This is a genomic window from Acetobacter indonesiensis, from assembly GCF_000963945.1.
Lineage (GTDB): Bacteria > Pseudomonadota > Alphaproteobacteria > Acetobacterales > Acetobacteraceae > Acetobacter > Acetobacter indonesiensis.
Genome location: NZ_BAMW01000015.1, coordinates 309505 through 320734 on the forward strand (window position 1 = coordinate 309505; position 11230 = coordinate 320734).

Below are 11230 nucleotides of genomic sequence, written 5' to 3' on the forward strand. Positions count from 1 at the left end.
AAGGCCTGACATGAGCATTCGTGGCGTAGGGGTGCGTACGCCCGATGTGCTGATTATTGGTGCCGGTGCCGCAGGGCTGATGGCTGCAATGACCGCCGCCCGGCGCGGTAAAAAGGTTGTGGTGCTGGACCACGCGCCGGAAGCAGGACGGAAAATCCTGATTTCGGGTGGTGGACGGTGCAATTTCACCAATAAAGACATCAAGCCAGAGTGCTTTTTATCGCAAAATAAGCATTTTGCCCGCTCTGCTTTAAGCCGCTACAAACCTGCTGATTTTCTGGCGTTATTGGCCGCGCATAAAATAGCGTGGCATGAGAAAAAACTAGGCCAGTTGTTTTGCGACAATTCAGCACAGGACATTGTACGCATGCTGTTGGCGGAGTGTGAGGCATCTGGCGTGCATCTTCTGCTTGATGTGCGCATTACGGATGTAAGCCGCGCCGAGCATTTTCGCGTGCAAACTTCTGCCGGGGAGTTTTCAAGCCCTGCCCTGGTGCTGGCGACGGGTGGCTTGTCCATTCCCAAGCTGGGGGCCACCAGTTTCAGCTACGATGTTGCCCGCCGTTTTGGTCTTCCCATCATTAACCCAGAACCCGCTCTGGTACCGCTCGTCTTCGGGCGCGAGGAAGAAAGCTGGGTGAGGGAACTGGCCGGGGTGTCTCTGCCAGTCAAAGCAAGCTGCGGTAAAATTGCGTTTGAAGAAGCGCTGCTCTTTACGCATCGCGGCCTTTCTGGCCCTGCTTTGTTGCAGATATCGTCATATTGGCGGTCAGGGCAACCAGTGCGGCTGGATCTGCTGCCGGGGCAGGATATTGGGCAGCATCTGGCCGCCTTGAAAGCCGCTAAGGGCAAAATGAAGGGTGCTGCTGCGCTGCATCGATGGTTACCGCAACGTCTGGCACAGGAGCTGGCACGGCAGTTCACGTCTGACCGGCCTGTTGTGGAATGGTCGGATAAAACCATCCGCGCCTTGGCGGAGCATATTCACCGTATGGACATGCACCCCACCGGAACCGAAGGATTTGCGAAAGCCGAAGTGACACGTGGCGGGGTGGATACGCGGGCTTTATCTTCCAAGACGATGGAAGCCGAACGTGTGCCGGGCCTATATGTTATTGGCGAAGCCGTAGATGTAACGGGCTGGCTCGGCGGTTACAATTTTCACTGGGCATGGGCCAGTGGGCACGCAGTTGGTCAGGCTCTAGGCTCGGCCTGATAAGGCATCCCGTTCCCAGATTTTGATACAGTAGCGACCTGCGGGGCAGAAAAGCTGGCGGCTACCAAGACGGGTTCAGTTCTCAGTGCCGTCCATCAGGCTTTTCGTTCTGCGGCAAGTTCAAGTGCGCGGGCATAGACTGTGCGGCGTGGGAGCCCTGCCGCTGTTGCGGCAAGAGAAGCAGCGTCTTTTACCGAATGTGTTTCCAGCAATGTGCGGAGGGTCGTATCCAGATCATCAGCGCTGGTTTCCTCGGCTTCGGCCGGGCCAAGGAGCACCGTGATTTCCCCCCGTGGAGGTGTTTCCGCGTAAAAAGCCGCTAAATCTGCCACGGATGCCCTTTTGACTTCCTCAAAGCGTTTGGTCAGTTCTCTTGCCACAGCACAGGCTCGGTCCGGGCCGAAAACTTCTGCCATGTCAGCCAGTGTTTCTGCCAGACGATGAGGCGCTTCATGCCAGATGAGGGTCGCTGCTAATCCGGCCCGTTCAGCGGCACGCAGTTGGGCAAAGGCCTCCTTCCGGGCAGCAGACCGGGGGGGAGGGAAGCCGACAAACATGAACGGATGCGGCGGCAGGCCAGAAAGCACAAGGGCGGTCAGCGCAGCGTTAGGGCCAGGGACGACTGTCAGGGGGATATCTGCATCAATAGCGGCCCGGACCAGTCGGTATCCGGGGTCGGAAAGCAGGGGCATACCCGCATCAGAAACCAGCGCGATATGAGCCCCGTTTTGCAGGCGTTCAATCAGGGCCGGAACGCGCTGGCGTTCATTATGTTCATGCAACGCCTCGGTGCGGACGGAAATGCTGTTTTCAGACAGAAGGCGGGCGGTGGTGCGTGTATCTTCACATAAAACCAGATCAGCCTCGGCAAGGGCGCGGGCAGCACGCGGGCTGAAGTCGCCCAGATTACCAATGGGTGTTGCAACAAGTGTTAGGTTAAATGCACGCGGAACATGACTTACGGGCTTTCCTTCGCTATGGAGAAAGCTGTCCCGGTCGCACTGTGCATCAGACCGGTTGTTTTCGGAGGACGAACTGGATGATGTCACGCGCCTATTCTTTCCTGTCAGGAGCACCCACGGGTGGTCTGGCGGCAAACCGCGCGGCGCGCAAGACCGGAATAGCGGTTTTGGGCACGGTTGGGCTTTTGCTGGCAGGCTGTGCAGACCAGTCAGGCACAGGTAGCACCAGCGTCCAGCCCCCGAAAGCCAGCCACAAAGTTGGTGTTCTACTGCCGTTAAGCGGCCCGAACGCAGGGCTTGGGCGTGAATTGTTATCTGGTGCGCAGCTTGCCTTGGGTGAGACAACAGCAACAGGTGCCGCCGCTGTGCCAGCCGCAGGTGCGCCCACCATGGATGTGCATGACACTGCCGGTGCCGGTGGGGCCGCAGCCGCAGCCTCCGCTGCGCTGGCCGCTGGTGATGGGATTTTGCTTGGCCCGTTAACGGCGGGTGATACCGCAGCGGCAGCCCCGGCGGCGCAGACTGCGGGTGTGCCTGTTCTGGCGTTTACCAGTGATGTGTCACAGGCCCGTGCAGGCGTGTGGGTTATGGGCATTACGCCTGAAGATCAGGTCGAGCGACTGGTCGCGCTGGCGCGTAAAGAAGGACGTCACCGGTTTGCAGCTTTGTTGCCGGATAACCCCTTGGGCCATGCTCTGGGCAATGGGCTCATTGCCTCCTGTCAGGATCAGGGGCTGAATGCACCTGCTATTCTGTATCATACGGGGTCTGCTGCCAGCATCAACCAAATGATGCGCCAGCTTTCGTCTTATGATTCACGCCTGAGCGACGCCAAGGCAACACAGGTTACGGATGCACCCGTAACGCCTGTTCCTGCAACACCCCCGACCGATACTGCATCTACTGACAAAGCTCTGCCGTCTGATCTGGCTGCTGCGCTGAAATCTGACGGGTCTGATGCGGCGTCCAGTCAAAATGCTACCCCAAAACTTGCTGCTCCGCCATTTGATGCGCTGCTGCTGGGTGATACAGGGCTTAACCTGAAAAATGTTATCCTTGCCATGAACGACAGTCAGGTTTCTCCGACTGCGGTTCGGGTCATGGGGCCGGGTCTGTGGTCAGCCTTCGCCACCAAACTGGGGGCGTTGAAGGGGGCATGGTATGCCGCACCTGACCCGTCTTCCCGTCAGGCCTTTGTCAGCCGCTTTTTGGCCCGTAATCACCACATGCCTCGCCCTTTGGCTGATCTGTCTTATGATGCCGCTATGGTGGCAAAAACAGTGTCGCAGGTTGCCCCGAATGGCTACCCGGCAGACGTTCTGACCCGTAGCGAAGGGTTTGCCGGTGTGGACGGTCCGTTCACACTCCAGCCAAATGGCCGTACGCGTCGGGCGTTGGGTGTATTTGAAGTGATTGGTGGGGGCAGCAGCGCAAAGCTGGTTGCGCCATCCAGCCTGAAGACGGGTGTTTCAGGCTAAAAACAACACAGACTTTTTTCTAAGGCTTGGAAAAGGCGGCTTCTGAAATCAGAGCCGCCTTTTTTTGTGCTTACCGCTTTGTCTTCTGTTTATGTTTGGCCATATCTGTTAGGCCCAATGCGACTTTGTGGACAACATCATCCCACTTGCGCGGGGTTGTCTGACGTAAAATGCGTAGGGTTGGATACCACGGGCTGTTGGACTGCCCATGGAGCCAGCGCCAGCAATTATCGTATCGGTCCATCAGCAGAACAGGTTTGCCTAATCCACCAGCCAGATGCACGCAGGATGTATCGACTGACACGACAACATCCAGAGACATGATCAGGGCTGCGGTATCGTCCATCGACTGAAGATCATCCGTTGGGTCATACAGAATCATGTCTTCAGGCGGGTCCAGCATCTGGTCTGCATACGGGCCTTTTTGCAGGCTGATGAGGTTAATGCCCGGCACATGCGCCAGAGGCGCCAATGTCTGTAGGTTCATGGACCGCCGCCGGTCAACCATATGCGGGCCAACCAGATTGGGGCGCGGAGAGCCACCCCAGACCAGACCAACATTCAGCTTGCCGTTTTGCGGCACTAGAGACGCGAATTCCTTAACCTTACGGGCATCAGCTTTCAGATAGGGGACTGGTGCGCCCATAGCATCTTCGGTGGCGGCAAAGACACGCGGCAGGCTGATAAAGGGGCAATGCCAGTCAAACTCTGGCGTTTCTCCACCAACCTGGACAACGGCTGCGCCAGTGACCCGGCGGCATAAATCGCCCAGACTATCCGGCACCCATAGATGCGGAATAGCCCCCCGACGGGCCAGCGGTTCAATATACCGCAGATACATCAGGGTATCGCCCAACCCTTCTTCCTGCGTGATGAGAACCCGTTTGCCGCGGATATCAGTATCAGGCCCAAGCGATGGCATCAGAAGTTTGGAGGGCAGATTGCTGTGGCCGGGTAACTGAAAACGCCATTCATGCTCGGCCCACCCTTGCGCGTAACGACCGGCTTTCAGCAGGGTGATGGAGTGGTTCAGTCTGATCTGGGCATTGCTTGGGCGGTAAGCAATGGCCTTCCGGTACAGATCAAGCGCTTCCTCCAGTCGCCCCATGCCAGATAGAACACACCCGATGTTGGAGAGTGTGCCTGCGTGATCCGGGTGTGCCGCAAGTGTGGCATTCAGAACGTCAAGTGCTTCATCCATATTGCCTTTTTCGGCCAGAACCATTGCCAGCAGATTGGCCGACAACGTGCTATTGGGGCGGAGGGCGACTGACTGCCGTAAGATTTCTATTGCTTCATCAAACTGACCAAGCTGGCCCAGAATACCCCCCATGGCGTCATGCACACGGGCGTCCTGCGGTGTCAGTTTCAGCGCCGCACGACAGACAGCCAGAATATCTGCCCGTCGGTCTTGCGGGACCATGATGTCTGACAAATCTTGCAGGGGATGCTGTGCTGTCGGGCTTTTTGTTGCAACCGCACACAGCAGTTTGGCCGCTTGGTCATACTGATACAGACCAGCGTGACACAGCCCCAAAAGCGTTTGAATTTGCGGATCATCCAGCTTTGCATAAGGGGTCAGAACCGCAAGAACGGGTTCGTAATTCCCTGCCTGGATTTCGGTCAGCGCACGCCGGAGCGTGGTCTGATCTGGTGTGGGCTGCGTGGGGGCAGAAGCGGTGCGCGTCATGATTCTCTTTCTTATCGCCCCTGTGCAGCGCTGGAAAGAAAAACAGGAGAGGCCAAGAAAAAACCCGGTGCCCACAACGGGCTACCGAGTTTTTTTGATCGTGCCAGAAGGGAACGCGGGTTACGCTGCCTTCATAACCTCGGTCAGGGACGTCAGAACTTCGGTTGGGTCTTTGTTTTCAAGAACCGCAACTTCCGCAACAAACCGTTCCTGTGCTGCTTCAAACAGCTTGCGCTCACTGAAACTACCATCAAGGCTGTCAACATTTCGGCGCAGGTCACGCAGAACTTCTGCAATCTGCACAAGGTCACCAGAGTTAATTTTTTCCTGATAAGCCACGGCACGGCGTGCCCACATGCCTTTGCTGACATGCGGCTTGCCTTTGATAATGGCCATGGCTTTATCAACAATTTCACGCGACACAATTTTACGCAGACCAGCCTTACGGGCTTTTGTCAGCGGAATACGGAGTGTCATCTGGTTGCCGGGGAAGGAAATCTGGATCACTTCCAGCTTTGTTCCGGCAATCTCATCCACACCAATTCTGTCAACGCGGCCAACACCATGTGCGGCATACACAATGGCGTCGCCTTCCTGAAAGGGGTCGTCATCTTTGATTTTTGTTTTGGCCTGGGCAGCCGTAGTCGCTGCGGCGGTGCGTGCCATTGCGTCTGTCACGCCGCCTTTGGGGGTGCTTCTGAATGTGCTCATGACTGGAAGTTATAGCATAAAATCACGGCCCTGTCTTCCACAACGGAAGAAGGGCCGTTTGCGCAGATGCACACCTGAAGGGTTCAGGCCTGCAAGCCGTTCACCGTGCCGAGTGGTGGCGGAGAGGAGTGGCCTGTCGGCTGCACAACGTCAATTTCAATGGTGCGGGCCATTGTGGCCATAGGCAGCGCATGGGGGGTGCTGGCAAAGGGTTCCTGAAGGTCATTGGCGCTTTTATCAAGCACAAGGAACAATAGTCCGACCAGTGATGACCCCAGCGGGGTAATCCATTCAAGCGTCTGCACCATGGAGAGCGGCAGGACGATACAGAAGATATTGACCAAAGTACGCGGCAAGGCAGAAAACTGCATGGGCAGAGGCGTGTTGCGAATACGCTCAAGCCCGCCCTGAGCATTGGCAAGGTCAGACAGAATACGGTCAATCTGGCCGTGCACTGCACCATCTATGCCTTTTTTGGCAACTTCCTCGCTCACGCCAAGGCCCAACTGATAAAGAATGGCGTTGGGCTGGTTGCGCCATCCTTCAATACCTTTTGCCATGGCGGGCGGCAGCAGACGTTTGACGTCGGCTGAAACATCCACATTGCCTAACGCGCCGCGTAAAGCATGCGGGTAGGCTGCAATACCAAACATAAGGTCCGGACGGTCACCGAGCAATGTGCCAGCCTGACGGCTGAAGGAGCGGCAGTTGTTGGTAATGGCCCCCCACAGGGTTCTTGCCTCCCACCAACGGGCATAGGCGCTGTTGCTCCGGAACCCCATGAACAGTGCAAGGGCTGACCCGATAAGCGATGTCGGCAGGCTGGGCTGCTCCATCCATTCCTGATGGAAGATCTGAAACAGGATAACCACAATGAAATCCCACGCAGCCATCAGTAAAACGACGCCTAGAATTTCCTTGCCTATAATGCGCAGGCCGACCCTTTGGTCAACGATCATCCAGAGTCTCTCCGTTCTTGTTGTTGCAGTTATAAAAGAAACTTTAACATCATAGGATGCACCGGGTTGCCCGTGCACCCTGTTATTCTCTTCAAAAGCAAAATTGTCATGCAGCCTGACAGCCAATGCGACCCAAAGTGACGGAACGGGTTTGGCGTATGGTCTGCGGGTGAAGACTAAGCAGCGTTTACGCCCATGCTTCAAAAGGTTGAAAAACCTATGGGCAGGGGTGCTGCTGCATGAGAAAATATTTCTAGGCCTATTGAGACTATAAACCAGTTTATCCTTCAAACAGCAGCACGGGGCGGGAATGAAAAAAGCAGCACTCACAACGCGGTCAGACCATGTGTGTCATGGTGGGCGTCTTGGGTTTTATGAACATCAGTCAGACGTTCTTGGGCTGCCTGCGCGCTTTGCTGTTTTTGTTCCGCCAAGTGCCAGTGCGCAAAACAAAGTGCCTGTGGTGCATGTGTTGGCCGGGCTGACCTGCACGGAAGAAACATTTTTCATCAAAGCTGGCGCTCTGGCCGAAGCAGCAAAGCTGGGGCTTGCGCTGGTCGCAACGGACACATCCCCCCGTGGGGCGGGTATTGCCGGAGAAGATCAGGATTGGGATTTTGGGACAGGCGCAGGTTTTTATCTGGATGCCGTCCAACAGCCATGGGCCAGCCATTACCGTATGGGCAGTTACATAGCGCAGGAACTGCCCGCTTTGACGGAAGCCTTATTCCCGCTGGATGGAACGCGGCGGGGTATTATGGGGCATTCCATGGGAGGACATGGTGCCTTGGTCCACGGTCTGCGGAACCCGTCAGTCTGGAAATCGGTTTCAGCGTTTGCGCCGATTGTTCATCCAACTGCTGTGCCGTGGGGCCAGAAAGCGTTTAGTCATTATCTGGGAACTGATCAGGCGCTATGGCGGCAGTATGATGCTGTCTGTTTACTCGAAGATGGAAAAACCCATTCTTCCGCCCTGCTGGTTGATCAGGGAATGGGGGACCAGTTTCTAGAGCGTGAACTTCAACCGTGGCATCTGAAAAAAGCAGCGGAAAATGCCGGGCAGGAACTGCGACTTCGTGAGCATGAAGGTTACGACCACTCCTACTGGTTTGTGCAGAGTTTTGCAGCGGACCATCTTCAGCACCACGCTGCTATTCTGAAAGGGCTGTGATAAACTCAAAAAATGAGCAAAGAAGCGCCGTAAGATCCTGATTTATAAAAATTCACAGCTTTTTCAGGACGTCCGCGACGGGTTGTGAACAAACCCGGCCAAAGCCCCCAGCCATTTTATATATTCTGTCAGAAGCAGGTGTAACGTATTGCTTTTGAATGGTTGTTCAAGTGCTGGGGGTATTACGGGGTAGGGGTAAAGCGTTACGCCGGGGAGTGTGCGCCCAAGTTCTAACATGGCACGGCGCATATGGTAGCCAGCGGTCACGACAGTCAGGGTATGAATCCGATTATCAGCAACCCAAGCGGCTGTTTCAGCAGCATTTTCTATGGTTGAGCGCGCCTGATACCCCAGCGTGATACGGTTTTTCAAAGCAGCAGGCATGGGGGGTAACAGGTCATTGCGCCCTGCCTGTGGGTCCACCCCGGAAATAAGCAGTTTATCGGCCTGATCTTGCTTCAATAGCCGCAGCGATGTGTCGATCCGTCCCTGACCGCCTGTCAGTACAACAATGCCGTCAGTATGCGGAACAGTCCTTGCTGGTTTCAGAGCGTCATACACAAACCACCCAAATACCAGCGCGAGGACAAGGAAGCTCAGACTGCCTAGGCGCAAACAGAAACGGACCAGCCGCACCAGTCGTGACCGAGGTTTACCAACAGCAGAGCGGTGTGAAGAAGACGGCTTCATGGCATACGGCGCAACCAGATACGAACCATGATCTGCGTTGTGGCCCATCCGATAAACGCAGCCACAACTGGCAGCGCGACGAGGCCGATCAGCAGGTCTTTAGGCAAAATGTCAGGCAGGGTGCGCCAGTCCGGCATTGTAATAGCCGTGCTTTGCAGGGAAGACACGGCAAACGGGGCGGCCATTCTGAACAGCAGAACCAACGGAGCAATCGCCAGCAATGTGCCCAATATACCGCCCCCTAGTGCCAGGCCACCAGTACGGCCCGCAAAGCGGCCTGCAATGTAGCTGTCAGTTGCCCCCAGTCCGTGCAGGATTTCAATAATATCCCGCCGGGTGGACAGGCCGGTTCGGGTGGCTAGCCCCGTTATCATGGCGGCAATCCCACCGACCGTCACCAAAGCGAGGGCTGCACAGGCAAGCAGGCTGTCTGCCAGAGCACGGAGCCGGGTGCTCCATTCGGCATTATGCTCAACCACTGTGCCGGGTATCTGGGCATTCAGCGTTTGTTCAAGATCAGGCGGGGGTTCAGTTCCTTGCGGCAATCGAACTTCTATAACCGCAGGCAGAGGCAGCGCACTGTTGCTGGCATCGCCCAGCCAAGGGGTCAGCAGATGCGCCAGTTCTTCCTTGCTAAGCTTATGAGTTTGCGTTCCGTCTGGCAGGCTGGCCAGCAGGGCGAGAACGGCATCTGCCCGGGTTTGGTGCGCAGCAGCGTCCGATTTCTGCTTTGCCGTGCTGGTGGCGGACGGGTTTGGCGCTGTCGAAGGGGCAGGCTGATCGGGGGCAGAGACCTGAATGGTCAGCAACTGTGCGGCCCCGCCAGCCCAACGGGCCGATAGCGCACGCGCGCCGGTCGCGCCGGTGAGCGTCAGGGCTGCCAGAAAACTCATCATCGCGACAAGAATGAACAGACTTCTGTCTGGCAATGCTTCGGAAAGGGAAAGACCATCCTTACGGCCTGAAAACGGGAGAACCATGGGTCAGTCATCCTCCCGCACAAGACGGCCACGCTCAACATACAGGGAAGGGCGCGGCAGGCGGCGTATCAGGGCTTCATTATGGGTGGCGACAATAACCGTCGTGCCCATGCTGCTTAGTTCACCAAACAGGTCGAGCAGTTTGTGCGCCTGTGGTTCTTCAAGGGCATTGGTGGGTTCGTCAGCCAGAATAAGACCGGGGCGATGCACAATGGCACGGGCGATGGCTGTACGCTGCTGCTCGCCCCCAGACAGGCGTGAAGCTTGCACATTCACACGCTCGCCCAAGCCAACCCATTTTAGAATGGCCTGCACCTCATCCGTAATTTCATCTTCGGGGCGATGCTGAAGACGGAGGGGAAGGGCGACGTTATCCGCCACCGACAGGCCGGGCATAAGCCGATAGTTCTGATGCACCATGCCGATTCGCTGCCGAAGGCGCATCAGGGTGGCGCGTGGCGTATCGACGCTGACGGTCTTGTTCAGAATTTCCAGACTGCCATCAGACGGCAGGCTTTCAACATGCAGCAGGCTGAGCAGGCTGGTCTTCCCGGCTCCAGAGGGGCCAAGAAGCCAGCGAAAGCCGCCTTGCGGAACAGTGAGCGTGAGGTTTGACAGAACGGGCGTGCCGTTCTTCCTCTCCCGCCGCCATGACACATTCTGCAGACGGATCATGAGAAAAACGCAGGCGGTGCGCAAAAATGCGGCATGGTCAGGACAGCTTGAGACATAACGTAACTGTAGCGGACAGCACGGTTGGCTGTCGATGATAAGCCACCAGGTTGAGGCAGCGAAGATGACTTAAAATAGTCATGTTCAAAATCCCCTCTGGTCTGGAGCCCAGCCTCTTGTATTAAAGAGGCTATATAAAAGCTGCTTTTCGTGTGGGTTAGCGCCTGAACGGCAGAACAGTGCGAGCTATGACTAGCCGCGGCATGACAGAGAGTACTGATGAGAATAGTTTGCCCCTCATGTGGCGTTGCCTATCAGGTTCCTGCGGCACTTCTGGCCAAACGCCAGACGCTGAAATGTTCTGCCTGCGGTGTTAAATGGCGCGTGCAACTGCCGGCAGAGGAGGATGACTCCATGCCGGTTGTGGAGGCTTTCAAGGCAAGCTCCGCACACCCCACGCAGCAACCAGAAGCTCCGCCGACGTTAGAAGACAGTGCCGGGTCTGCTGGCGACTCATCCTCGACTGATCACCCTGAAGAAGCATCAGAACATCAGGCTCACGACGTTCCCGGAGTGCCTCCACAGGAAAAAGAGGCACAGGATGTGGCGGAGTCCACAATTTCCTCCTTGCCAAGTGAAGCCGGACACAGCACGCCAGAGCCAGAGCCAGAGCCAGAGCCAGAGCCAGAGCCAGAGCCAGA

The 11230-nt window shown here is 56.5% G+C and carries 11 protein-coding genes; 4 read left to right on the forward strand and 7 right to left on the reverse strand.

Annotation, left to right across the window (positions count from 1 at the left end):
- Window positions 1-10 precede the first annotated feature (10 nt).
- Entirely contained in the window at window positions 11-1216 is a 1206-nt protein-coding gene (locus tag Abin_RS06290) for a BaiN/RdsA family NAD(P)/FAD-dependent oxidoreductase (RefSeq protein ID WP_048845468.1), read from the forward strand.
- A gap of 95 nt (window positions 1217-1311) precedes the next feature.
- Here the strand turns inward: Abin_RS06290 and rsmI are convergent, their stop codons facing one another.
- Window positions 1312-2265 carry a 16S rRNA (cytidine(1402)-2'-O)-methyltransferase gene (gene rsmI, locus Abin_RS06295; protein WP_048845525.1) on the reverse strand — a complete coding sequence of 318 codons (954 nt, stop codon included), beginning with the start codon at window positions 2263-2265 and terminating at the stop codon, window positions 1312-1314.
- Between rsmI and Abin_RS06300 the strand changes: the two genes are divergently transcribed.
- Window positions 2259-3656, forward strand: coding sequence for a penicillin-binding protein activator (locus tag Abin_RS06300; RefSeq protein ID WP_048845526.1), 1398 nt, complete (start codon window positions 2259-2261; stop codon window positions 3654-3656). The genes rsmI and Abin_RS06300 overlap by 7 nt on opposite strands.
- A gap of 70 nt (window positions 3657-3726) precedes the next feature.
- Here the strand turns inward: Abin_RS06300 and Abin_RS06305 are convergent, their stop codons facing one another.
- The 3 genes from Abin_RS06305 to Abin_RS06315 all read right to left on the reverse strand — a co-directional run bounded on the left by Abin_RS06305 (window position 3727) and on the right by Abin_RS06315 (window position 7016).
- The gene (locus tag Abin_RS06305) at window positions 3727-5349 is read right to left on the reverse strand and encodes a tetratricopeptide repeat protein (protein ID WP_084593496.1); all 1623 of its coding nucleotides are present in this window, start codon (window positions 5347-5349) and stop codon (window positions 3727-3729) included.
- A gap of 117 nt (window positions 5350-5466) precedes the next feature.
- Window positions 5467-6057, reverse strand: a complete 591-nt coding sequence (locus Abin_RS06310) for a CarD family transcriptional regulator (protein ID WP_048845470.1) — start codon at window positions 6055-6057, stop codon at window positions 5467-5469.
- Between the two features lie 83 nt (window positions 6058-6140).
- A complete protein-coding gene (locus Abin_RS06315; protein WP_048845471.1) occupies window positions 6141-7016 on the reverse strand; it encodes a bestrophin family protein in 876 nt (291 codons plus the stop codon).
- Window positions 7017-7326: 310 nt separating this feature from the next.
- Between Abin_RS06315 and fghA the strand changes: the two genes are divergently transcribed.
- The gene (gene fghA / locus Abin_RS06320) at window positions 7327-8187 is read left to right on the forward strand and encodes an S-formylglutathione hydrolase (protein ID WP_048845472.1); all 861 of its coding nucleotides are present in this window, start codon (window positions 7327-7329) and stop codon (window positions 8185-8187) included.
- 63 nt (window positions 8188-8250) lie between these two features.
- Here the strand turns inward: fghA and Abin_RS06325 are convergent, their stop codons facing one another.
- The 3 genes from Abin_RS06325 to Abin_RS06335 are packed head-to-tail and all read right to left on the reverse strand — an operon-like array spanning window position 8251 to window position 10532.
- Complete coding sequence (locus Abin_RS06325) at window positions 8251-8823, reverse strand: YdcF family protein (RefSeq protein WP_408735081.1); 573 nt, start codon at window positions 8821-8823, stop codon at window positions 8251-8253.
- 50 nt (window positions 8824-8873) lie between these two features.
- The gene (locus tag Abin_RS06330) at window positions 8874-9857 is read right to left on the reverse strand and encodes a cell division protein FtsX (protein ID WP_048845473.1); all 984 of its coding nucleotides are present in this window, start codon (window positions 9855-9857) and stop codon (window positions 8874-8876) included.
- 3 nt (window positions 9858-9860) lie between these two features.
- Window positions 9861-10532, reverse strand: a complete 672-nt coding sequence (locus Abin_RS06335) for a cell division ATP-binding protein FtsE (RefSeq protein ID WP_048845528.1) — start codon at window positions 10530-10532, stop codon at window positions 9861-9863.
- A gap of 276 nt (window positions 10533-10808) precedes the next feature.
- Here Abin_RS06335 and Abin_RS15790 point away from each other — a divergent pair.
- A partial coding sequence (locus Abin_RS15790) for a zinc-ribbon domain-containing protein (protein WP_048845474.1) occupies window positions 10809-11230 on the forward strand: 422 nt, incomplete at its 3' end.

Coding starts and splice junctions, on each gene's coding strand:
- Abin_RS06290 (WP_048845468.1), top strand. CDS start 11: ATGAGCATTCGTGGCGTAGGGGTGCGTACGCCCGATGTGCTGATTATT.
- Abin_RS06300 (WP_048845526.1), top strand. CDS start 2,259: ATGTCACGCGCCTATTCTTTCCTGTCAGGAGCACCCACGGGTGGTCTG.
- Abin_RS06310 (WP_048845470.1), bottom strand. CDS start 6,057: ATGAGCACATTCAGAAGCACCCCCAAAGGCGGCGTGACAGACGCAATG.
- Abin_RS06315 (WP_048845471.1), bottom strand. CDS start 7,016: ATGATCGTTGACCAAAGGGTCGGCCTGCGCATTATAGGCAAGGAAATT.
- fghA (WP_048845472.1), top strand. CDS start 7,327: ATGAAAAAAGCAGCACTCACAACGCGGTCAGACCATGTGTGTCATGGT.
- Abin_RS06330 (WP_048845473.1), bottom strand. CDS start 9,857: ATGGTTCTCCCGTTTTCAGGCCGTAAGGATGGTCTTTCCCTTTCCGAA.
- Abin_RS06335 (WP_048845528.1), bottom strand. CDS start 10,532: ATGATCCGTCTGCAGAATGTGTCATGGCGGCGGGAGAGGAAGAACGGC.